Here is a 22,679-nt window from a genome sequence, read left to right on the forward strand (position 1 = left end):
GTGGAAGCGGTGCACCAACACGCACCGCCTTTTAAGGGTTCTTGAGCCTGAACCAGTAACTTTCGCCCAAGGGCTGAATGATGTCCGCTTTGGGACGAAAATCGCGTTTCTACGCAAATTTTTGGTCTGCTGATCAACCAACGCCGACAGATTTTACGTAGCAACGCAGTCTTCAAGACTGTGCCCGCGTTTTTTCACAGCCAGGGGCGTTTTCTGCCTGTCACGACTGACCGGTTTGGGTCGATTCTGTTGAAAAAGTCGGTTTGCCCAAAATGCTCGAATATTGACGGGTGAAAACACCTCTTCTACACGCTGCTACGTAAAATCCGAGTCCGAAAGCCTCTGCTGAAAGCAAGGATTTCAATCTCAGGCGCGCACTTTTCTGCCGTGGAAAACCAAGCTGGACTTTTTCAACAGAATCGGTCGGTAGCTATCCCTCGTAAGAGACAGCAATCGGCCAGAAGATCACTGAGCATCGCACCGCAGAGTGTCAAGCTTCATCGCATCCTTGCTGATTGCATCGATCTGTACTCAACTTTACCAAGCGTACTGAAGGCGCAGGGTCCAAGTGTTCACGTCCGGAGAGCCGGTGCGTTCCGAGACGGTATCCGAGTAGGCGATCAGTCCACCAAACTGGGGCGACAGCATGAACCCCAGACTGGCCCCGAGCAGGCCATTTTCCTGTTTATTATCTTGCCAGTCACCATTGACTCTAGTCTCACCGCCTCGATTATAAGTCGCATCCAAGGAAGCCCATAACGCGCGATTAAAGGTGTAGCTGTAGTGGCCTTCGAGAGCGTAGAGCGGCTTCTGTTCGATTTTACCGTTACCTTGGTAATCGTCGTTGTCACCATACAGCGAGACCCAGGAGTTGAACTCCAACCAGGTCGGACCTATCGGGGTACCGAAGGCCAGTTCCGGCTTGAACGCCCAACGATTGGAACCGATATTGATGACTCGGTTTTTATCGTAGTCGCCCGTGGGTGCAGTAATCCACAGAGCTCCCGTCAGGAAGGTTTCCGGAGTCCAATTGGCAAACTCTTCATTGGTCAGCGCTGGGCCACCGAAGATGTTATGCACCAGCACTACTTGGGTGTCGGCCATGCCGCCATTGTGCTTGGTGCCTTTAAAGAACTCGGCGTTGTCGAAAGAGGCGGAGATGTCAGCATAGGGTTGCAGAATCTGGATCGCACTATTGCGCCCATCGACTGCAAACGAGCGGGCGTAACGGGCGATGTACAGATCGGCATTGAGCGACAAGCCATCGAGCGGCAGCGAAGTGTCAATTGGAGTGTTAGTGTCAATCCGGTTGTAATATCCGAACACCATGTTCAGATCGGTTGGCAGGTTTTGCCAGTCTCGAGCGTTGTCGGCGAAACCGAGCATGGGTGTCAGCGCTAGGGTGGCAGCGCTGAAACTGCCCAGTCTTGAAAGTGAACCCATTGTGTAGCTCCTTGTGACGGTGAGCCGACTGCGTCTTAAGCGTTACTGCACAGCCGTGATGTCATCCAATTTCCAGCTTTTGTCGAAATATGCCTCGGTCGACACATACAGGCGGAAGTAGCTGAACTAATGCTTGTCCGACAGGGATTGCACCCAGCTGCTCTCAAAAACTGTTGGCGCGGTGGGCCGAAGTACAAGTCTACCGAACCATCGTCGTTTTTCTTCAGGTCCTGTCGCGAAGATAAAAATTTCCTTATTTTCCGAAGGTAACGTTGATCCCGGCGAATAGGGTGAACTGCGGTACACCATCGCCTTTACGCTCTACAGTCCATTGTGGTTCAACGAAGGCGTTAAGAATATTGCTGCCAGATTTCCACGCCTTGCCCACACCTAACCCGATGGGGATGTAGTGGGTATCGTTTTTCAAGTCGAAGGTCCAAGTACCCGTCGAACGCAGGTACCAGCCTTTGTCCAGGTTATGGATGATGAACGGCTGGAAAGTTGCAGACTCCACGTGGGGACGATCATGATCACCGGCAAACGAACTTTGGTACTGAACCAACGCACCGAGTAGTCCGCGAGGCGAGGTGTCGATGGCGATGGCAGAAATGCCTGCCTGCCACTTGCCTGTCCCCAGCTCATTCTGCTCGGCGGTCGGTGCGGTGATTTGCGGGCCGATGCCCAACTGCACGCCTTCGGTTTTGAGCAGGAAAATATCGAACAGGTTCAGGTCGCCGATACCCGTGCTGTAGCCGTTGTGCGGATCAGGACGGGTGCTGACGGGGAGAGTGACGCGCAGTAATTGCGGGACACCGATAAAGTCATTCGGAGCCATCGGCAGTGCGCCACGCAACAGCGCATCGTTGGTGTGAACATTGGTATCGAACAGCTTGGGTGTGTAGTAATCCTGAAGGTTGACGCCGGGCGCCAGGTTCAGCGGGTTGTTACTTTTGTTGGCCGTATCCGCGCTATCCGCTTGCACGCACACCGCTAGCGGAGCCAAAGTTGATAACAGTATAGCTCGCGAAAGAAGATGTCTGCTCATGAGTCCTGTCCCTGGTAAGTACAACTCACAATAGTAATCATATGACACGATTACAGGCCGCCTGGGAGTCTAACAGGGCTCATCAAGCGTGTTGAAATTAGCAATAAAAAATGCTGTTTATCAATCATTTCTGACTAAATAACTACGATTATTGTGCAAAAAAGGACACGAAATTCTCGGCACCTTATGATCACATCGCAGTTTTTTTGCGAAAAATGACCGCGAATGTCTGCTATGGGTCGATTCTGTTGAAAAAGTCGGCCATGGTTTCCACGGCAGAAAAGTAAGAGCTTGAGATTGAAATCTTTACTTTGTGCAGAGGATTCCGAGCTCAGATTTCGCGTAGCGACGCGCAAAAAAGGCGTTTTCAGCAGCCAGTATGCGGGCAATCTGGAAGGACCGACTTTTTCAACACAATCGGTCGACTGAGGCCCTTCGCGATAGGCCACAATCGGCCAAAAGCAGTCCCCCAAAGATTTCCCCCCTGCCACATATCGAACTTGAGCTATCGTTGCGTCCTCATCACAGCAAGGAAGCAACATGAAAGATAGTGACCATTCAAAATCCAGGAATGTAGATACGCAAGTCAACACGTCACGGCGACGTTTTTTGATTAGCGCCGGCGTAGCCGCTGGCGCTGGAGCCCTGGCTCCTTTGGCTACCAGCACGGCAGGCGAAACTCTAGCAGCACCACAAAGACCAAAGGTTACTGCACCTGAAAAGCTGCCCGAGGGCTACAACATTCTGTTGGTCACCGTCGATCAGGAACGTTTTTTCGAGGGAGGCTACCCGTTCCCGGTGCCCGGGCGGGAAAGATTGATGCGTGAGGGCATAACCTTTACCCATCACGAAAACAACTCGAACGTTTGCACTTCGTCGCGCTCGGTCATGTACACCGGCTGGCACATGCCCCAAACACGTATGTTCGACAACCTAGGCCTTCCATGGACTGAAGGCCTGAGCCTCGACCCCGCACTCGGCACCCTCGGCACATTGCTCAGCCAAGCCGGTTACTACTCGGCCTACAAAGGTAAGTGGCACCTCAACGACAAGGTCGATCACGTGGTCAACCCGCAGGACATTGGCCTGCAGCCAACCACCGAACTGCACAAGATCATGGAAAGCTACGGTTTCAAGGATTATCACGGCATCGGCGATGCCATTGGCCTGTCCCAGGGCGGCTATCTATACGACGCAATCACTACCAGCCAAGCGATCAACTGGCTACGCGGCACTGGGCAGGAACTGAACGAAGCCGGAAAACCGTGGTTCCTGGCGTTCAATCTGGTCAATCCCCATGACGTGATGTTCATCGACACCGATGAGCCAGGCGAACATCAACAATGGCAAGGTCAGCTCAACAATGGCGGGATCAGCATGAACCCGGCGCAACCGCCACAAAATACGCTGTATCGCTCGACTTGGAACGACGTGCCTCTGCCCGTCAGCCGCCACCAGCCCTTTGACGAACCCGGTCGGCCCGCCGCGCATTTGGAGTACCAGAAAGCTCGCGCGGCGTTGGAGGGGCAATTCACTGACGAAGACCGACGCTGGCGCAAGTTGCAGGACTACTACTTCAACTGCATCCGCGATTGCGATTCACACCTGGTCAGCGTGCTGGATGAACTGGACAACCTTGGGCTGACTGATAAGACCATCATCGTATTCACCTCCGATCATGGGGAGCTCGGTGGCAGCCATCAGATGCACGGCAAAGGTTCGTCGGTTTACCGCGAGCAAATGCATGTGCCGCTGATCATCAAACACCCAGCTTACCCGGGTGGACAGCAGTGCTCGGCCATGACCTGCCACATTGATCTGGTTCCGACCTTGCTAGGTCTGACCGGACTGCCCGAAACGCGCATTGAACCCATCCTCGGCAAGCGCAAAGGCAAGGATGCGTCGGTGCTATTGGCCGCACCACAAAGTGCATCACCTCATGCCTTGCGGGAGTCCAGCTTGTATTGCTTCAGCATGATGCTCTACACCGACGCGAACTATCTGGCACAGGTTCAGAACGTGAGGACGCGAAGCGACCTCTCCGCTCAAGACAAGGAAGCGGCGTTGGCCAAACTGCACATCGACCTGAATAAACGCTCCGCGATTCGCGCCATCAACGATGGCCGCTACAAGTTCGCGCGCTACTTCCCACTGAACCGGCACAACACCCCCACAACACAGGTAGAGCTGTTCAAACACAACGATGTGGAACTGTTCGACTTGAAGAACGATCCAGGGGAAATGCACAACTTGGCACTCGATATGAAAAGCAACGGCGAACTGGTGATGGCCATGAATGGCAAGCTCAATTCACTTATCAGCCAGGAAGTGGGCATAGATGATGGCAGTTATCTACCGTTGAAACAGATGGAATGGAAGTCAAGGCACGTGGCAATCGAGTAAAAGCTCTTCGATCATAAGGAGGCTAGCAGACATTAGTGGATGTCCGCTTAGGGTCGGTAACTGCCCTTCGCGATAGGCAGAGAACGGCCAAAAGCGGACGTTCTCCGTAATGAGAATTTTCTTTCTTCTGTGCGGTGAAAAGCTCAATCTCTAAGCCTTAGACACGAATCAATCCCCTCGATTACGGCTTGAAGTTTCTTCCTGAGCGGCGGTAGCTCCGAGGCAGTCAATGCATAAGGCCTGTCTGCCATACCGAGAAATGCAGCTAGGGCAAAGTCGGAGTGCTTGATCAGGGCCACTAAATGCTCACCTTGTGGGCCATTACTTCCGGCCAGCAAATTTTTCACTGTCCGCTCATTCGCGTTCGTCCAATGCATAAGTGTTTTCGTCGCTTGGTGAGTTTCACCAAGCTCCGTGTGAAGAGCTTTAGCGATCTAGGCTGCATACTGTTTCTGAGCCAGAAAAGAGTTGCCCGTTTTCGTGCACATTTTTCTCTCTCCGGTCTTCTACCTTCTATAAAACCATTTCGAAAAACGCAGTGACTGATCACAGCTTGGAGGTCGCCCTAGCGGCTGTGGGTCAGATTGAGGATGCTGTCAATGCACACGCTCATTGGCTCGGGTGATGTTCACAATGAATCAAGCACGGCCTTGGCAGCCGCGTATGTCCGCATGCCCACTGAGCACCAGCAGTACTCGACCGAAAATCAGCTCGACGTCATTCGCATTTATGCGGCTACCCACACACTTGAGATCGTTAAGATCTACACGGACATGCGCAAAAGTGGCCTTCGCCTGGCGGGCCGAAATGCACTGAAGCAATTGTTCTTCGACGTAGAAAGCGGTCGTGCCGATTACTCAACAGTTCTTGTCTACGACGTCAGTCGCTGGGGTCGATTCCAGGACCCAGACGTCAGCGCCAGCTATGAGGTGCGGTGCCGACAAGCAGGTGTCTCCGTTCAATACTGTGCGCAGCAGTTCACCAACAATGGCTCGCCTCGGCTCATCGAACTCGGTTATCGTCAGGGTGGGCCAGCAGGATTTGGACTGGTGGCAATTGACAGACAGCACCGGTTCAATCAAAAACGAACTGAACCTGGGTGAACATAAAAGCATTCAAACAGACCGCATGATTTTAGTACCTGGTCCACCGGGCGAGGTCGAAATCGTGCTGCATATCTACCGATTGTTCGTGTAGGAAGGCAGAAGCGAGCGCGAGATTGCCGATTGGTTGAATGCTCAAGGCGTACTCAATGACCGCTCCCGAAGATGGTCTAGAGGTACCGTGCACCAAGTACTGATCAACGAAAAGTACGTCGGCAATAACGTCTGAAACCACAGCTCATTCAAACTTAAACAGACGCGAACCCAGAACCCACCGAGGAATGGATTTGGGCCAATGGTGCCTTCCGCCCTATGGTCAACTCGATACTCTTTCAAGCAGCCCAATCGATGATCCAAACGCGCTCATAAACGACCCTATCAATGCCCTTCCCTCGCCAAAGGAGCAACGTTACCGATTACCACACAGTGAGAGTGTGCAGGCCAAAGTGAACGACACCGAGCATTTAACAAGGACTGCCCATAAGAGTTCAGTTATGGTGGCGTCACAACAATGCCCTGCAGATCGGCATAACGCAGGATGCTTTCATCGCCATCGTTCAACTGACGAACAAGCTTAAAAAGGAATACTGGATGCTTTATTTCCAGGAAATGTTGGGCATTGCGGTGTTTTCCATCACCGGTGTATTGGCTATCAAAAAAGCCGAAGTCGATTTCTTCGGTGCCATGGTGCTCGGTATTATCACCGCTATTGGTGGAGGCACCCTGCGAGACCTGCTGCTGGATCTGCCGATCTTTTGGATTGCCGACTTCAATTACATTTGGGTGGCGTTGTTTGCCGCGCTACTGGCATTTTTTCTGACCCAAGGACTGCAACGACGTTATCGCCTGTTGCTCTATCTCGATGGTCTGGCGGCTGCACTGTTCGCCTTGTCCGCTACCGAGAAAGTAATGGCATTGCACCTCGCCGCGCCTTTGGCAGTAATGATGGGGGTGCTGACCAGTATTGGCGGAGGCATCGCACGTGATGTATTAGCCGGGAGAGTTTCACTGCTGATGTCCCGTGATATTTATGCCACACCACTTTTGCTGGGATGCAGCCTCTATGTGCTGTTGCGCGATCTGTTGCCATCGATCTGGATTGCCGGTTGGATCGCTTTGATCTTCACCTTCGGCCTCAGATTTTTCGCCATTTACAAACACCTACAGATGCCGGCGATATTCTCCACCAGGCAGGGATGATTACTTAGAACATCGCCCGGTATAGGTGATCGGGGAGTGAGCGACTTGTCCAGCAGTGTCCAGGACGCTGATGGTAGGTACACGCTTGCTCATACCAAACTTATGCTCTGCGTTGGCTGCGCGTAAAACGTAATTGATGCAATGCTCAGACCTGCGTTCGCGGGCATCTAGCATTAGCCATAGAGGTAGAGTTTCACGCGCGAAGCAATGCAACGAATCCGCTACCGAGGGTATGAGTTTTCAGCAATCAGCTGAATTTGTACGTTGCCGTGTCGCCTGCCAGCATATGAGCGAACCGGCAGTTACTAGCAGCGCGCCCTGCCAAAACTGCGCTTTCAAATCGACCCCCAGCCAAACACCCGCGAATGCCGACGACAAGACTGGTGCGGAGTATGACGAGGTAGCCAGCAACGTGAGATTACCCCGCAAAATACCGACGTTCCACAGAGCATAACCTCCCGCCATGGCAATGCCAGCGGCGATCAATTGCAAAACACTGCCCGGGGAGAAGCCGGAAATCATCTCACTGCTAAATGCGTATTTCAGCCAAAGTACGCCCGCTGTCAGAATGAAAAACAAAACGACAAGATTCTGCCCTCCCCCATACTTTCGTGTGACATTGCAGTACAAAGCAAATGTAGTTGCACACGCTAATGCGAGGCTGTAACTGAGTGGGTTGGACTCAACGTTGGAAACGAGGCGAGGTAGTGATGCCCCATCGCCACTCACAACCCACACGATGCCGAAAAGCGCCAGCAGCGTACCAGGAACGATAATCCAGCGTGTTTTTTGTCCGTTCATGATGATGGCAAGCAGGACGGTCAGACAAGGCCACAGGTAATTCACCACACCCAGTTCGATTGCTTGTATTCGATTGCTGGCAAAGCCTAGAGCGAGTGAAAGGCATATCTCGTTCGCAACAAAAAGGGCGCTTCCCACCAGGAGATAAAACCTGGATGTCGAATGCAATTGCGGTCGTCCCAAAAACCCAAGTAGCATGAATGCGCCTAACGAAAAGATCATCGCCGCACCGCCCAATGGGCCAAAAATTTCGCTAATGCTCCTGATAAGTCCGGCGGCGGTGCTCCACAAAGCTATCGCCACTAATCCACACGCAGTGGCTGCACGTTCACCTCTGATCTGCATCTTTCCCTCTCGCTCTAATTGCGGTGAGTATTTGAGTTTTGCTTTCTTATGGTCTTTTAGTTAATGGAAACTATTGGCCCTGTCTTCTTGACAACTTGACCTCCTTCCTGCGCGACGAGATCTAATGGCCCTTAGATCGATCAACTACACTCAACAGTGGCGGCCCTGCACGCTGTCTCCGTAGACTCTCGACCACATCGCCACGCGCCCTTGATCTGCACATTACTATCGATTTGAGAGATCAAGAGCTGAGCACAGGATTCGCAAATTCCGGAACTGTTCTGCACGGTTGGCTGAAGGCTCACTCGCCTAAAGGGAGTGCATTTCTTTTAGGCGAACACATCAATTTTATGCCACTCATTCTTAAGGCCGTCTTACTGTCTAAGGCCGGGTGTTGGTAGTGGCAACGTCAGAACGGCAGCGGCAACTTTGCCGTACGACCGCCGTCGACTATCAAAACCTGGCCCGTTATGAACGCCGCATCATCGCTAGCGAGAAAGGCAACCGCTCCACCGATATCCTGCGACTCGCCCGTACGGCCGACCGGGTGTAGGCCGAGCAGCCCTCGTCGGGCCTGTTCCGGATTGGCTTGTTTGTTGATGTAAGAATCGCTGAGATCGGAGTTAATCCAGCCCGGTGCAATCGCGTTGCAGCGAATACCGTCTCGCCCCAGATCGACCGCCAGTGCGCGGGTGAAACCATGTACTCCTGCCTTCGAGGCGCAATAGGCTGCATGCCACGGATTAGAGCCAATCCCTTCGATGGAGCTAATATTGATAATGCTGCCCCCGCCGCGACGGCGCATCTGACCAAGCAGGGCCTTAGCGAGAAACACCGGCGCGCGCATGTTGATCGCCATCATCTTGTCCCATTCTTCCTCTGACATTTCGTCGAGGGAGCGCTCAAACATGATGCCAGCGTTATTGACCAGAATATCTGCGCCTCCCAGGTGCTGTTCTACTGCTTCGGCAATAGCGACAGGCGCACCCGGTTCGGCCAAATCCACGCCGAACCATATAACGCGAGGGTCGTCGAACAAGTCACCTTCAAGCGGCTGGCGTTGTGCAATTAGCAAGCGCGCGCCGCACTCAAGCAACTTTTCCGAGATGCCCTTCCCAATGCCACGGCCACCGCCGGTCACTACTGCGACTTTGTTATTAAGTCTCATAATTCACCTTAAACGGATACGGGGTTCGCGCCAGTACCTGGGCTGAACAACGTTAAAAAAACGTCGTCCACGCAGCCGGCAGCCACGGAGGAATATACGGGTGAGTACTGAACATCTACTTAGCAAAGCGGCCAGGACCTCCAATTCCAGACTTAAATGATGATCCCGCATGTGGCCCTCGCAGCGCGAAAGGCCATCCTGATGTGCCTCGATGCCTTCACCCTCACTGGTCGGTTTCTCCTGGTTACCTGACGCTCAAACTCCCGCCAGATGCCGCTGAACGTCATCCCAGAAACGGGGTGAGTATCGTGCGGAGCAAGCATAGAAATCGGCAGCATCACGTAGGGACTTTCGACAAGATCACGCCTCGGCAAAACGCCTCCCTTGAATTCACCGACGTAACTACCGTAAAGAAGCACGTCAATATCAATAGGCATTACCAGGGATGGCTCAAATCGACGAACGTACTTCGACTCGAAGCGCTTGATCACTCGAGAGAGTTCTTCCAGCGATAGATCGGTTTTCCCGCACATCACCAGATTGAAAAAATCACAACCGCGTGCACCTATCGGCGCGGAGGAATACACCGGAGAACATCGCCCGTCACTCAATAATGCAAATAGAAAATTCAGAGCGCATTGCAGGTTCAATTCCCGTTCGCAATTACTGCCCACCCCCAGATACACCAGCGTCGACATGGCACTGAATTTCCTTGTAGCTGTGAGGGTTCGGCTCTTACGTGCCTAGGCATTTATACAGTGGCTAAGCCCATCGATACGCAGCGGCCATAAAACAGCTGTTGCGATTTTATCGACCAGTTTTTTCTACTAGGCACACTCACCTGTCCCATTCACCGGGACAGGTGAGCACTAGCTCATCAGCACTTGATGTTTGTCATCTCTGGATCATAAAAAGCGCGCAGGCTCGCTTCGACCTCGTATTTTTGCGCCGCAATCTCAATTTCGTACTTGCCCTCCTTGACCCAATCAGCAGTTACGCCTGCATCACTGCATACATATCCCATCGCCACGTTGCCGCCGATGAAATGACCGTACATTCCGGACGTGGTGCGGCCAACGATTTCCCCATTTCGGAAGATCGGCTCCTCGTGGTAACTGGTGGCCTCAGGGTCCAGGAACTTGAACAACACCATACGTTTTTTAACGCCCTCGGCTTTCTGTTTGAGCAATGCTTCCTTGCCGATAAAACCGCCCGCCTTGTTGAAATCAGAAGCGAAGGACAGGCCGGCTTCCAGAGGGGTGTCTTCTTCCATCACGTCATGCCCGAAGTGGCGATAGCCCTTCTCGATGCGCAAGGAATTCAACGCATGGTAGCCACAGAGTTTCAGACCATGAGGTTCGCCGGCGGCAACGATTCGGTCGAACACATCAGGGGCAAACTCGGTAGGGATGTAAAGCTCCCATCCCAGTTCACCGACGTAAGTGATCCGCGAGGCGCGTACGCGGGCGTATCCCAATTCGATCTCCCGCGAGGTGGCGAACGGGAAGCCTTCATTGGAAAGGTCATCGGTAGTAAGGGGTTGCAACAGGTTGCGGGCATTGGGACCCATGATGCTGATTACAGCCATGGACGAAGTGACATCGGTGATCACCACGTTAGCCTCCGCCGGCGTATTGCGGCGCAACCAGTTCAATTCACGGGTCTGTGTCCATGGACCGGTGACGATCAGGAAAGAATCTTTCTCCAGCCGTGTTACGGTCAGGTCCGCTTCGATGCCACCGCGCTCATTGAGCCACTGGGTGTAAACGATCTTGCCGGGTTCGACATCGATATTGTTACTGCAGATGCGGTTCATCACCGACATTGCATCACGTCCTTGCACCAGAATTTTGGCGAAGGAACTCTGATCGAACAACCCCACGGTCTTGCGCACTGCCAGGTGTTCGGCAGCCGACCAGTCGAACCAGTTCTGCTTGCCCCAGCTGTAGCCGTATTCAGGCTTCACGCCTTCAGGAGCGAAGAAGTTTGCGCGCTCCCAGCCAACCACTTCGCCATAGCAGGCATTAGCCGCGACAAGGCGATCGTGGAGAATGCTTTTACGGGCGTTCCGAGCGGTTTCAAACTGACGGAATGGCCAATGCATCGCATAGAGCAAACCGAGGCCTTCGGTTGTGCGGTCGTACAAGTATTGCGAATTGCCTTGGAACGGCAGGTTGCGCTTGATATCCACGTCCCACAAATCCATCGGCGCATGGCCTTTGGCGATCCACTCGGCCAGCACTTTGCCCGCGCCACCTGCCGACTGGATGCCAACCGAGTTGAAACCGGCGGCAACAAAGTAATTGCGCAGCTCCGGCGCTTCGCCCAAGTGGTAGCGATCGTCCGGGGTAAAGCTTTCTGGTCCATTGAAGAAGACTTGCAAGCCAGTCTTTTCCATCGCCGGAATACGGCGGATGGCCGCTTCAAGATAGGGTTCAAGGTGGTCAAGATCAGGAGGTAACTCATCGAAGCAAAAGCTGTCGGGAATCCCCTCGTGGCCCCAAGGTTTGGCGTTGGGCTCGAACGTACCCACCAACAGTTTGCCGGCATCGGTCTTGAAGTAGTTGTAGTTGTCCAAGTCGCGCAAGGTGGGCAGCATGATGCCGTTGATTTCCGGCATCGGCTCGGTCACTACATAGTAGTGCTCCGCCGCGTGCAGCGGAATATTGACCCCGGCCTTCTTGCCAAAATTGCGCGCCCACATCCCCGCACAGTTGACGACGAACTCGGCGTCGATATCGCCTTGAGCGGTCACCACGCCTGCGGCTTTCCCGTCCTTGATCTTGATGTCCAGAACCTGGGTGTTCTCGATGATCCGCGCACCGCCCATGCGCGCCCCCTTGGCCAACGCCTGGGTCACGTCCACCGGGTTCACGACGCCGTCCAGAGGCAAATAAACACCACCGACGATGTCATCGATGTTCAGCAGCGGCCAAAGATCCAGCGCTTGCTCCGGATTCACCACCTCGCAAGGGAAGCCGCACAACTTTGCCATCGAGGCGCCACGCTTAAGCTCGGTGAAACGCTCCTGATGAGTGGCGATGCTCAGCGAACCATTGCGAACAAAGCCAGTCGCTTGCCCGGTTTCTGCCTCAAGACCCTCGTACAACCCGGCACTGTATTTGGCCAGCATGCTCATGTTGTAGGTCGCACGCAAAGTCGGCACCAGGCCAGCCGCATGCCAGGTGGTGCCGCAGGTCAGCGTCTTGCGCTCCAGCAACACCACATCTTTGATGCCCAGTTTGGTCAGGTGATAGGCAACGCTACAACCGATGACCCCACCACCGACGATGACTACGCGAGCTGAGCTCGGAATGCTATTGCTCATGTGAAACTCCAAGGCCGGTTGCCAAAGGGGCAACTGACTCGATGATTGGGTTATAAAACGACGGTTTTATTGCCATACACCAGCACGCGGTCTTCAAGATGGTTGCGAAGCCCCCGCGCCAGTACTGTCTTCTCGACGTCCTTGCCAAGCCTGACCAGGTCATCGACTGTTTGCTCATGACTGACCCGTGCAACGTCCTGCTCAATAATCGGCCCTTCATCAAGCTCCTCGGTGACGTAGTGACAGGTAGCACCGATAAGCTTCACACCGCGTCGAGAGGCTTGGTGATAAGGCTTGGCACCAATGAATGACGGCAGAAAGCTGTGGTGGATGTTGATGACCTTGTGCCGGTATTTCTCGCACAGATTTTGAGGAAGAATTTGCATGTACCGCGCTAATACGATGCAGTCGGCACGGTATTCATCGATCAAACGTTCAGTCCGGACAAAACCTGCTGACTTGTTGTCCTTGTCCACCGGTACGTACTCGAAAGGAATGCCGTACCACTCCACCAGGCTGCGCAGGTCTTCATGGTTTGAAATCACGCAAGCAATGTCACAGACCAAATCTCCAGTCTTCCATCGGTCCAACAAGTCAGTCATGCAGTGCGAGCCCTTGCTGCACATCAAAACCACACGTTTACGCTGATCACTGTCCACCAGCCGCCAGTTCATGTTCATTTCCTGGGCGACTGGTTCAACCTTGCCGCGTAACACCTCCATGTCAAAGGGCAGCGAATCGGCTCGAACCACCATACGGCTGAAGAAGCGGTTACTTTCTTCATCCGAGAACTGAGAGGCCTCTTCGACCCAACCGCCGTGGCTGGCAAAAAGCCCAGCTGTGCGGGTGATGATCCCTACACGGTCAGGACAATCGAATGCGAAGGTGTAGGTACGCTTTGTATTCATTTCAGGCTCCTCAAGACAGTACAGCTTCAAGCGCGGGGACGGCTTCAAACAGATCAGCTACCAGGCCGTAGTCGGCGATCCGGAAAATCGGGGCTTCTTCATCCTTGTTGATCGCAACGATGATTTTTGAATCTTTCATGCCCGCCAAATGTTGGATGGCACCCGAGATACCCACAGCGATATACAGTTGCGGCGCGACGATCTTGCCGGTCTGGCCGACCTGCATGTCGTTGGAAACAAACCCGGCATCGACTGCCGCCCGCGATGCTCCGACCGCCGCGCCGAGCTTGTCGGCAACTTTTTCCAACAGGGCGAAATTCGCCCCACTGCCCATTCCACGACCACCGGCAATGATGATCTTGGCCGAGGTCAGCTCGACCCGCTCCGACACGCTGAAGTCGGCACTGACGAACCTGGAGAGGCCAGTTTCGTGTGCAAGTGTGAGCGCCGTGACCGCAGCGCTGGATGCGGATTTTTCTGCTGCCGCAAATGCAGTGGTGCGTACCGTCAGAACTTTCACCGGATCAACACTTTCAACGGTGGCTAAGGCATTGCCGGCATAAAACGGGCGCACAAAACGACTGATGGAGATGATTTCCACCACGTCGCTGATCTGGGCCACGTCGAGCAACGCCGCTACGCGTGGCAACAGGTTTTTACCAAAGGCTGTAGAAGCGGCCAGTACATGGCTGTAGGTCGAAGTTGTCACCAGCTCAGTAACCAGCGCGGCCACATTTTCGACACCTTGGTCAGCGTAGGCCGGTGCATCAGCGATCAACACCTGATTGACTCCGGTGAAGGTTGCGATTTCTTCGGCAACGCGCCCTGCATGCTTCCCGGCGACCAGCACTTCAACCGACGCGTCAAGGCGTGCAGCGGCGGTCAATGCATTCAAGGTTGCCAGCTTGAGCACTCCATCCTGGTGCTCAGCAATCAACAAAACAGCCATCAGATCACCCCCGCTTCGTTCTTCAACTTTTGAACCAGTTCTTCCACGCTGCTCACGCGAACACCTGCTTGGCGCTCTTGAGGTGCACTCACCCTGATGACTTTCAGCCGTGGAGCAATGTCGATTCCAAGGTCATTGGCCTCGATAACTTCCAGAGGCTTTTTCTTGGCCTTCATGATGTTGGGCAGCGATGCGTAGCGCGGCTCGTTCAAGCGCAGGTCAGCAGTTACCACGGCAGGCAGACGAAGGCTTCGGGTTTCCAGGCCGCCGTCGACCTCACGGGTCACGTTGACCCATTCCCCGACCACCTTGATGTCCGAGGCGAACGCGCCTTGAGAACTGCCCATTAAAGCGGACAACATCTGGCCGGTCTGGTTGTTGTCTCCATCGATGGACTGTTTACCCAACAGCACGAGGCTGGGGGCTTCGCGCTTGACCACTTCGTTGAGCAACTTGGCGATGGCCAGCGGTTCAAGATCGCTCGCCGATTTGATCAGCACGGCGCGGTCCGCCCCCATGGCCAGCGCTGTACGTAACTGTTCCTGACAAACATCTGGCCCCACGGATACTGCTATAACCTCACTGGCTTGCCCGCTTTCCTTCAACTGCAACGCTGCCTCGACCGCGATTTCACAAAAGGGGTTGATCGACATTTTTACGTTGCTCAACTCCACGTCAGACTCATCCGTCTTGACCCGGACCTTGACGTTAGCGTCCAGGACCCGCTTCACCGCCACCAGCACCTTCATATCTACCTCCGAATAAGTCCATGACTGCTTCAGAGGGATGCTATAAGCCTCAATAACCTCTTACAAACGATCTATCCAGCACTCATACATAAGATGACCTTATAAGTAGGAAGGATGCCAATCGAAAAAAAACCCGGCATAAGCCGGGTTAAAAACAACGTGCTGGTGTAATCAGGAACGCGCAGGAAGCGCGATATGCTTGCCTGCTGAGCAGGGTCAGTCAGCTTTGGATAACTCAGACCAGCGACTGACAAGATCGGTATTTTTGTTCCACCAATTGTCCGCGGCCTGCTCGAACGTGGCGCCGTTCTTGATATCCGTAGTCATGGCAGTCACATCGCCAATCGGCACATAAACGCTGGCAAGTACTTCGCGGGCGTGAGAGTTCTTGGCGGAGAAACCTTTCCTGGCAATCCAGTAGTAGCTTTGCGGCGGAGCAAAAACGTGCTTCGGATCCTTCAGATACTTGACATCGAACTTCTGCATCATCCAGGAAGGCTCCCAAAGCACTGTGACGATAGGCTTCTTAAGTTCAAGGGACGATTGCAGTTCTGCGGTCATTGCTGCGGTGCTGGAATCGATCACCTTATAGTCCAACCCGTACTGTTTGACCGCCTCATGCAGTTCACGCATCAGGCCCGAGCCCGGCTCGATTCCGACGATCGTGCCTTCAACTTGATCCTTTATGCCGTTAAGCTCTTCAATTGAGTTGATCTTCATGTAACTCGGCACAACGATGCCCGAACTCAGTCCATGCGAGACCACAGATACTTTTTCCAGACGCTCCTTACTCTTCTTCCAGTAGTCAACTGTTACATAGTTGACTTCTGACACCAGCAGGTCGATGTCACCGCGAATCAACGCACTATAGGCGATACCCCATTCCGAGAACTGGGTCATCTCTACTTTATACCCCTCCTTCTCCAGCATACGCTTGCCGATGAGGGTAATAGTGTTGAGATCTTCCCAGCCCATCGTTCCCAGTTTGATTTGTTTCGGTTCGTCCGCCCGTGCGATCGCGCAAGCAAACAGCATTACAAAGATTGCCACTATTTTCTGGTACACACTCATCTTTAAGTTCCTCAGTACTGGCTTGTTGTACTTTTGGCAGGTTTTATTATTGCGGTGTGGTCTTACCATCCCTAACGGGTTTTCCATGCCCAACTTCGTTGTCTTGAGCAATTGGGCATCTTCATTTGGACACTATGCACCTCCTTTAAACATCAAAAATGGCTTTCAATAATGGTTAATGTTCGTCTCGTTTTTCGCGCCTCGCACTCACCGTGTTTCTTTCTCAGTCGTCAAGCTCCTGATTTCCTTACATGCTGGTGTAATTTGGACCACCACCACCTTCAGGAACGCGCCAGTTAATATTTTGGCTCGGGTCCTTGATGTCACAGGTCTTACAATGCAGGCAATTCTGCGCATTGATCTGGAAACGCTTTTGCTCCGTATCTTCAACCACCTCATACACTCCGGCCGGACAATAACGCTGCGCGGGTTCGGCATAAGTCGTCAAATTAAAAGCGATCGGCAATTGCGCATCCCTGAGTACTAAATGGCAGGGCTGATCTTCTTCGTGGTTGGTGTTAGACAGATAAACTGAAGAGGTCTTGTCGAAACTCAGCACATTGTCCGGTTTGGGGTACTCAATGGCCTTCGCTTGATCAGCGCGCACCATGGTCGAATAATCGGCACGCGTGTCACGCAGGGTCCAAGGTGTTTTTCCCTTGAGCAGGTTCAAGTCGAACCAAGCATAAGCCGCGCCGATCAGGCTGCCGAAACGATGCAATGCGGGGCCAAAATTACGTTGCTGGTGCAACTCCTCATGAATGGAGGAGTTTTTGAATCGGATCGCATAGTTTGCCAGATCCTGACCAGCCGCCTCATTGACGATGAGGGCTTCAAAGATTGTTTCCGCGGCCAGGATTCCGGATTTCATCGCCGTGTGCGAACCTTTGATTTTGGCGAAATTCAAAGTGCCTGCGTCACAACCGATCAGCAAGCCACCCGGAAAATGCATCTTGGGCAGCGACTGCAGCCCGCCTTTGGCAATCGCTCGGGCACCGTAGCTGATGCGCGATCCACCCCGCAGGAATTGCTCATAGAGCGGATGGTGTTTGAGTTGCTGCAGCTCATCGAAAGGAGAGAGGAAGGGATTGCGGTAGTTGAGGTCAACGACCTGGCCGATCACGACCTGGCAGTTCTCCAGGTGATACATGAAGGCTCCGCCTTGGGCACCACTCACGGTCAAGGGCCACCCGGTACTATGAATCACCAAGCCCGGAACATGCTGCTCGGCCGGGATCTCCCAGACCTCCTTGATACCCAAACCGTAATGCTGAGGATCAGAGTCAGCGTCCAGCCGGTACTGATGGATCAATTGTTTTCCCAAGTGACCTCGGCAACCTTCGGCAAACACCGTCTGCTTGCCAATCAACTCGATACCTGGGGTGAAACTACCTTTGGGATTACCGGATCGATCGACGCCCATGTCAGCAGTGACCACGCCCTTGACTCGTCCCTGCTCGTCATACAGAACATCAGAGGCAGGAAAGCCGGCAAAAACATCCACTCCCAGTGCTTCAGCCTGCTGACCGAGCCAACGGCAGACGTTCCCCAAGCTGACTATGTAATTGCCTTCGTTGTGCATCGTCTCGGGAGCCAAGACACCCGGCACCCTGATCGACAAGCGTGACGACGACAGATAATAAATCTCGTCCGAACTCACTGGCGTTTGCAGCGGTGCACCCATCTCGCGCCATTCCGGAAGCAACTCGTTGAGAGCTGAAGGCTCGAACACCGCGCCGGACAAAATGTGCGCACCGATCTCCGCGCCCTTTTCCACCAGGCACACAGATAGCTCACGCCCTGCTTCCAGCGCCAGTTGTCGCAGGCGAATCGCGGTGGACAATCCAGCGGGTCCGCCACCCACTACGACTACATCGAATTCCATTGCATCGCGTTGCATCACAGCCTCCAGGCATTGAATCGTGCCTCTGGAGCCCATGCTACGAGCGCTTCTCACGTCACAACAAACGATGTATCCATTGCTGATTAATAAGCGGAGCTAATTCGTTACCGAAGTTCAGACTCCAACCAGTTACAAAATGCCTGTGCTGCTCCCGACAGCGGTTTACTAAGTGGCTTGAGCAAATAGAACCCCGCCAGGCTCTCGATGCTCTGTTCCAGCGGAGAGACGAGTTGCCCGCGAAGCCTGGACTTCTCGACCAGTTCCTCATTGAGCAGGCACACACCTGCGTTCTCGATCGCCATGCTGGCGGCAATGGCATAGCTGTCCACATAGAACCTCTGATAGTTCTCAGCCTCGCCCTGTGGATGCGAGGCCAGCCAATCGCTCCAACCGTTGGGCGTACCCAGAACATCGATAAGCGCCAGGCTTAGCAGTCCGCCGGCGCTGCGCAGCTTGGCCGCAACATCCAGTGAACAGTAGGGCCGCAATTCGGTGGAAAGCAGTTGCTGGACATCATATTGCTGCCAGTTTCCGGAGCCGTAGCGTATCTCAAGCTCTGCGCTGCTCGGCGGCGCATCGGCTTCCCAGTTCACGCCATACATGCGCAGCGAGATTTGCGGATATAACTCGGCAAATCTCTCCATTCGCGGTGCCAGCCAGAGCTGCGCGAAGGAGTTGTTCACGCTGATCTCAAGAACGCCCTGCGCCACCGAGCTGAAGATATTGTTCATGCCCTGATGCATGTGCCAGAGGCCCTCTCTCACCACCGCCAGGTACGCTCGGCCCGATACGGTCAGTTGAATCGAACGGGTCTGACGCTGAAAGAGAGGCTTGCCGAGCTTGTGCTCCAGCAACTTGATCTGTTGGCTGACTGCCGACTGACTCATGTTCAACTCGATCGCCGCCGCGGAAAAGCTCAAATGACGACCTACCGACTCGAATGTTCGCAGCCAGTTCAACTGAAGGTTGGTCAACGACATGGACAATCTCCCATTAGCCCTACTTATAAATATAGGCCGTATACATCGTTTGTAGCGACTACTCAACCACCTTAGCATTCAGCGCACCCGGCCTGAACGCCAGCGAAGTTGTTTTTCAACCACCCTCTCGAAGGATGGCATTGGGTTGCCTCTACGGAGGAGCTAGCGGCTCTGGAAAGGGAACTTGCCGTGCAGATATCAAGAGAACCATATCCGGCAAAGATGATTCGTGGCTGCCTGTATGACTCAAAGGGCGACACTTGAAGGCTTGAATGCCGTTTTTTCTGACCGCTGACAGGATAGGACAAGATGAAGATGACTCAACTATTGGATCAAACCCTAAGCACCCAGGCCGACATCATTGACGGCAAGGGATTCGCCGAAACGCTGCGCAAATCAGTTGCCATAGGTGCGCGGGCGTTTCGTGAAAAACGCGGCAGAGCGCCGGGTCTTGCTGTGGTGCTGGTCGGTCATGATCCTGCCAGCCAGGTCTATGTCAAAACGAAAATGAAAAAAGCGTTGGAGTCCGGTATCGACTCATTTCCACACTTGCTTGACAGCACTACATCGCAAGCTGAGCTACTGCAACTGATAGACAAATTGAACAATGATCGCTACGTCCACGGGATCCTGGTGCAGTTGCCATTACCCGCCCATATCGATGAATCCAAAGTCATTACCGCGATCGATCCAGCTAAGGACGTTGACGGTTTTCACCCGATTAACGTTGGGCTGCTAGGCCAGGGCAAGGCTTCCCTCATTCCATGCACACCGCTGGGTTGTTTGATGATGTTAAGGGACCAACTGGGTGATTTGAGCGGAAAAAAAGCAGTCATCGTGGGCAGGTCGAACATTGTCGGCAAGCCAATGGCCAATTTGCTTCTCCAGGAAAACTGCACCGTGACGATCGTGCACTCCAAGACCCGAGATCTGAATAGCGAATGCCGTCAGGCTGATATTTTGATCGTTGCCATGGGTAAGGCGGAGTTTATCAATGCCGAGGCCATTAAGCCGGGTGCCATCGTGATCGATGTGGGTATCAACCGTGTTGACAAAGATGGGCGCTCGGTACTTGTTGGCGACGTCGATTTCGAGTCGGTCAGCTCTGTCGCAGCGGCCATTACGCCTGTACCTGGTGGCGTCGGCCCAATGACAGTGGCATGTCTGATGCGTAACACGCTGGTAGCGGCTGAAGCCATCGAAAGCGAAAGGGCCGACCGCTATTGAAGAGCATGGCATGTGACGACTGCACAGGCATCGAAGCGTTTAACAAAACTTTATGACCGGTTGCCCCGCAGTGCAGTGGCCTCGGCCTCTCTCTTTAAGCAGCTTTGAACTTGATTCTAGGAACGACGATGACGACTATCGAACATTTCATCAATGGCGAATCTTTCGCCGATAACGCCCGCACCAGTGACGTTTTCAATCCTGCTACAGGTCAGGCGATTCACAAACTTGGCTTGGCTTCCCGCGCCACGGTTCAACAGGCGATAGATGCGGCTCAGGCTGCATTCCCAGCTTGGCGCAACACACCACCAGCCAAGCGCGCCCAAGTCATGTTTCGATTCAAGCAATTGCTCGAAGCCAACGAGCAACGTATTGCCTTGCTGATCAGCGAGGAGCATGGCAAGACAATTGAAGACGCCGTGGGTGAACTGAAACGTGGTATCGAAAACGTTGAGTTTGCCGCGGCGGCGCCGGTGATCTTAAAGGGCGAATACAGCCGTAATGTCGGTCCCAACATTGACGCTTGGAGCGATCTGCAACCCATAGGAGTGGTCGCCGGTATTACTCCATTCAATTTCCCGGCCATGGTGCCACTATGGATGTATCCACTGGCGATCGCCTGCGGCAATACCTTCATTCTCAAGCCGTCCGAACGCGACCCGAGTTCTACGCTATTGATTGCTCAGTTACTGCATGAGGCCGGTTTGCCCAAAGGCGTACTCAATGTGGTCCATGGCGACAAAGAAGCGGTCGATGCACTTATCGAAGCTCCGGAGGTGAAGGCATTGAGCTTCGTCGGCTCGACTCCGATCGCGGAATATATTTACGCCGAAGGCACCAAACGTGGCAAACGCGTGCAAGCGTTGGGTGGCGCAAAAAACCACGCCGTGTTGATGCCCGATGCAGATCTGAATAACGCGGTAAACGCGCTGATGGGTGCAGCCTATGGCTCGTGTGGTGAACGCTGCATGGCAATCTCTGTTGCCGTGTGCGTCGGGGACCAAGTGGCCGATGCGCTTATTGCCAAGCTTGAGCCACAAATAAAGGCATTGAAGATCGGCGCGGGTTCCTCCTGTGGACTTGACATGGGCCCTCTGGTAACCGCTGCCGCTCGAGACAAGGTGGTCAGCTACATTGACGATGGTTTGACTTCGGGTGCGAAGCTAGTGGTCGATGGACGCGGCTATCGTGTCGCCGGCCACGAAGATGGGTATTTTCTCGGTGGTACGCTGTTCGATAATGTGACCCCGGAAATGCGTATCTACAAAGAAGAAATCTTCGGCCCGGTACTGTGCGTCGTACGAGTCAGCAGCCTGGAAGCGGCGATGCAGCTGATCAACAGCCACGAGTATGGAAACGGTACCTGCATTTTCACCCGCGATGGTGAAGCTGCTCGTCTGTTCTGCGATGAAATTGAAGTGGGCATGGTGGGCGTCAACGTACCACTGCCGGTGCCCGTCAGCTATCACAGCTTCGGTGGCTGGAAGCGCTCGCTGTTTGGCGACTTGCATGCCTACGGTCCCGATGGTGTTCGCTTCTACACGCGCAAGAAAGCCATCACTCAACGCTGGCCAAAGCGCACCAGTCATGAAGCCGCACAGTTTGCTTTCCCTAGCAACAGCTAGGGGTAATGCGTTTGAGCAGCGTGCCATCAACTCTTCTGTCGGGAAAGAAGATGGAAACGCTGCTTGCACCGTGGAGGGTTTACGGTTGACTCGCCCCCCTGGGAAAGGGGCTCGAGTTCGTCATTACTGAGCTTTCGTCGATAGTCTTGGTCGGGCTAGAGACCTGGCCGCTTGCACACTGGCGGCCTTCTTTTTCGGCTTGGCAAGGAATGGCACATCCTTGCGTATTCAAATCTATTGCAATAGGCATAGCCAAAAAAATCGCTGGCACTCTGTTCACAGCCGATGGCAGATGCTCATCGCGACTTGGCTAGTAAAAACAGGGGTATGAGTTGAACGGCAGACAGTCGCGCCCTTCATCAGTGACAATCATGAAGCAACGAACAAGACCCTGGTGATAAGCCAGTGTTGCCCGATACGATCGAGATCCC

At 53.7% G+C, this 22,679-nt stretch carries 16 protein-coding genes and 1 pseudogene; 5 read left to right on the forward strand and 12 right to left on the reverse strand.

What is annotated here, in order from left to right:
- Positions 1–537: 537 nt before the first annotated feature.
- The gene (locus AC3ITY_RS16560) at positions 538–1,443 is read right to left on the reverse strand and encodes a transporter (RefSeq protein WP_489303675.1); all 906 of its coding nucleotides are present in this window, start codon (positions 1,441–1,443) and stop codon (positions 538–540) included.
- Between the two features lie 253 nt (positions 1,444–1,696).
- Positions 1,697–2,488 carry a hypothetical protein gene (locus AC3ITY_RS16565; protein WP_489303678.1) on the reverse strand — a complete coding sequence of 264 codons (792 nt, stop codon included), beginning with the start codon at positions 2,486–2,488 and terminating at the stop codon, positions 1,697–1,699.
- A gap of 540 nt (positions 2,489–3,028) precedes the next feature.
- Between AC3ITY_RS16565 and AC3ITY_RS16570 the strand changes: the two genes are divergently transcribed.
- The 3 genes and pseudogenes from AC3ITY_RS16570 to AC3ITY_RS16580 all read left to right on the forward strand — a co-directional run bounded on the left by AC3ITY_RS16570 (position 3,029) and on the right by AC3ITY_RS16580 (position 7,194).
- On the forward strand, positions 3,029–4,891 hold the full coding sequence (locus AC3ITY_RS16570) for a sulfatase family protein (protein ID WP_489303680.1): 1,863 nt from the start codon (positions 3,029–3,031) through the stop codon (positions 4,889–4,891).
- Between the two features lie 599 nt (positions 4,892–5,490).
- Positions 5,491–6,360, forward strand: a pseudogene (locus tag AC3ITY_RS16575) (recombinase family protein); the annotation flags it as partial.
- A 225-nt stretch (positions 6,361–6,585) separates the two neighbouring features.
- Positions 6,586–7,194, forward strand: a complete 609-nt coding sequence (locus tag AC3ITY_RS16580) for a trimeric intracellular cation channel family protein (RefSeq protein WP_489303682.1) — start codon at positions 6,586–6,588, stop codon at positions 7,192–7,194.
- A 240-nt stretch (positions 7,195–7,434) separates the two neighbouring features.
- Here AC3ITY_RS16580 and yddG read toward each other — a convergent pair whose 3' ends face one another.
- The 10 genes from yddG to AC3ITY_RS16630 form a co-directional block, all read right to left on the reverse strand.
- Entirely contained in the window at positions 7,435–8,340 is a 906-nt protein-coding gene (gene yddG, locus AC3ITY_RS16585; RefSeq protein WP_489303684.1) for an aromatic amino acid DMT transporter YddG, read from the reverse strand.
- A 409-nt stretch (positions 8,341–8,749) separates the two neighbouring features.
- A complete protein-coding gene (locus AC3ITY_RS16590) occupies positions 8,750–9,508 on the reverse strand; it encodes an SDR family NAD(P)-dependent oxidoreductase (protein WP_489303686.1) in 759 nt (252 codons plus the stop codon).
- Between the two features lie 152 nt (positions 9,509–9,660).
- Positions 9,661–10,206, reverse strand: coding sequence for a 2-amino-4-hydroxy-6-hydroxymethyldihydropteridine diphosphokinase (gene folK / locus AC3ITY_RS16595; RefSeq protein ID WP_489303688.1), 546 nt, complete (start codon positions 10,204–10,206; stop codon positions 9,661–9,663).
- Positions 10,207–10,385: 179 nt separating this feature from the next.
- Positions 10,386–12,836 carry a GcvT family protein gene (locus tag AC3ITY_RS16600; RefSeq protein WP_489303690.1) on the reverse strand — a complete coding sequence of 817 codons (2,451 nt, stop codon included), beginning with the start codon at positions 12,834–12,836 and terminating at the stop codon, positions 10,386–10,388.
- Positions 12,837–12,886: 50 nt separating this feature from the next.
- Positions 12,887–13,744, reverse strand: coding sequence for a formyltetrahydrofolate deformylase (gene purU / locus AC3ITY_RS16605; protein WP_489303692.1), 858 nt, complete (start codon positions 13,742–13,744; stop codon positions 12,887–12,889).
- Positions 13,745–13,754: 10 nt separating this feature from the next.
- Positions 13,755–14,693 (reverse strand): electron transfer flavoprotein subunit alpha/FixB family protein, encoded by a 939-nt coding sequence (locus tag AC3ITY_RS16610; protein WP_489303694.1) that lies wholly within the window; start codon positions 14,691–14,693, stop codon positions 13,755–13,757.
- The gene (locus AC3ITY_RS16615) at positions 14,693–15,442 is read right to left on the reverse strand and encodes an electron transfer flavoprotein subunit beta/FixA family protein (RefSeq protein ID WP_489303696.1); all 750 of its coding nucleotides are present in this window, start codon (positions 15,440–15,442) and stop codon (positions 14,693–14,695) included. Before AC3ITY_RS16615 ends, AC3ITY_RS16610 begins: the two co-directional genes overlap by 1 nt.
- A 216-nt stretch (positions 15,443–15,658) precedes the next feature.
- On the reverse strand, positions 15,659–16,513 hold the full coding sequence (locus tag AC3ITY_RS16620) for a glycine betaine ABC transporter substrate-binding protein (protein WP_489303698.1): 855 nt from the start codon (positions 16,511–16,513) through the stop codon (positions 15,659–15,661).
- Positions 16,514–16,760: 247 nt separating this feature from the next.
- Complete coding sequence (locus tag AC3ITY_RS16625) at positions 16,761–18,413, reverse strand: electron transfer flavoprotein-ubiquinone oxidoreductase (RefSeq protein WP_489303700.1); 1,653 nt, start codon at positions 18,411–18,413, stop codon at positions 16,761–16,763.
- A 107-nt stretch (positions 18,414–18,520) separates the two neighbouring features.
- Positions 18,521–19,396: a LysR family transcriptional regulator gene (locus AC3ITY_RS16630; protein WP_489303702.1), complete on the reverse strand. Its 876-nt coding sequence runs from the start codon at positions 19,394–19,396 to the stop codon at positions 18,521–18,523.
- 309 nt (positions 19,397–19,705) lie between these two features.
- Here AC3ITY_RS16630 and folD point away from each other — a divergent pair, with 309 nt between their 5' ends.
- A complete protein-coding gene (gene folD, locus AC3ITY_RS16635; RefSeq protein WP_489303704.1) occupies positions 19,706–20,623 on the forward strand; it encodes a bifunctional methylenetetrahydrofolate dehydrogenase/methenyltetrahydrofolate cyclohydrolase FolD in 918 nt (305 codons plus the stop codon).
- A gap of 128 nt (positions 20,624–20,751) precedes the next feature.
- Positions 20,752–22,248, forward strand: a complete 1,497-nt coding sequence (locus AC3ITY_RS16640) for a CoA-acylating methylmalonate-semialdehyde dehydrogenase (RefSeq protein ID WP_489303706.1) — start codon at positions 20,752–20,754, stop codon at positions 22,246–22,248.
- Positions 22,249–22,679: the final 431 nt, after the last annotated feature.

It is taken from the genome of Pseudomonas sp. GL_091 (genome assembly GCF_057837725.1).

Coding starts and splice junctions, on each gene's coding strand:
- AC3ITY_RS16565 (WP_489303678.1), bottom strand. CDS start 2,488: ATGAGCAGACATCTTCTTTCGCGAGCTATACTGTTATCAACTTTGGCT.
- AC3ITY_RS16580 (WP_489303682.1), top strand. CDS start 6,586: ATGCTTTATTTCCAGGAAATGTTGGGCATTGCGGTGTTTTCCATCACC.
- AC3ITY_RS16625 (WP_489303700.1), bottom strand. CDS start 18,413: ATGCAACGCGATGCAATGGAATTCGATGTAGTCGTAGTGGGTGGCGGA.
- purU (WP_489303692.1), bottom strand. CDS start 13,744: ATGAATACAAAGCGTACCTACACCTTCGCATTCGATTGTCCTGACCGT.
- AC3ITY_RS16600 (WP_489303690.1), bottom strand. CDS start 12,836: ATGAGCAATAGCATTCCGAGCTCAGCTCGCGTAGTCATCGTCGGTGGT.
- AC3ITY_RS16640 (WP_489303706.1), top strand. CDS start 20,752: ATGACGACTATCGAACATTTCATCAATGGCGAATCTTTCGCCGATAAC.
- AC3ITY_RS16560 (WP_489303675.1), bottom strand. CDS start 1,443: ATGGGTTCACTTTCAAGACTGGGCAGTTTCAGCGCTGCCACCCTAGCG.
- AC3ITY_RS16615 (WP_489303696.1), bottom strand. CDS start 15,442: ATGAAGGTGCTGGTGGCGGTGAAGCGGGTCCTGGACGCTAACGTCAAG.
- AC3ITY_RS16620 (WP_489303698.1), bottom strand. CDS start 16,513: ATGAGTGTGTACCAGAAAATAGTGGCAATCTTTGTAATGCTGTTTGCT.
- folD (WP_489303704.1), top strand. CDS start 19,706: ATGAAGATGACTCAACTATTGGATCAAACCCTAAGCACCCAGGCCGAC.
- AC3ITY_RS16570 (WP_489303680.1), top strand. CDS start 3,029: ATGAAAGATAGTGACCATTCAAAATCCAGGAATGTAGATACGCAAGTC.
- folK (WP_489303688.1), bottom strand. CDS start 10,206: ATGTCGACGCTGGTGTATCTGGGGGTGGGCAGTAATTGCGAACGGGAA.
- AC3ITY_RS16610 (WP_489303694.1), bottom strand. CDS start 14,693: ATGGCTGTTTTGTTGATTGCTGAGCACCAGGATGGAGTGCTCAAGCTG.
- AC3ITY_RS16590 (WP_489303686.1), bottom strand. CDS start 9,508: ATGAGACTTAATAACAAAGTCGCAGTAGTGACCGGCGGTGGCCGTGGC.
- yddG (WP_489303684.1), bottom strand. CDS start 8,340: ATGCAGATCAGAGGTGAACGTGCAGCCACTGCGTGTGGATTAGTGGCG.
- AC3ITY_RS16630 (WP_489303702.1), bottom strand. CDS start 19,396: ATGTCGTTGACCAACCTTCAGTTGAACTGGCTGCGAACATTCGAGTCG.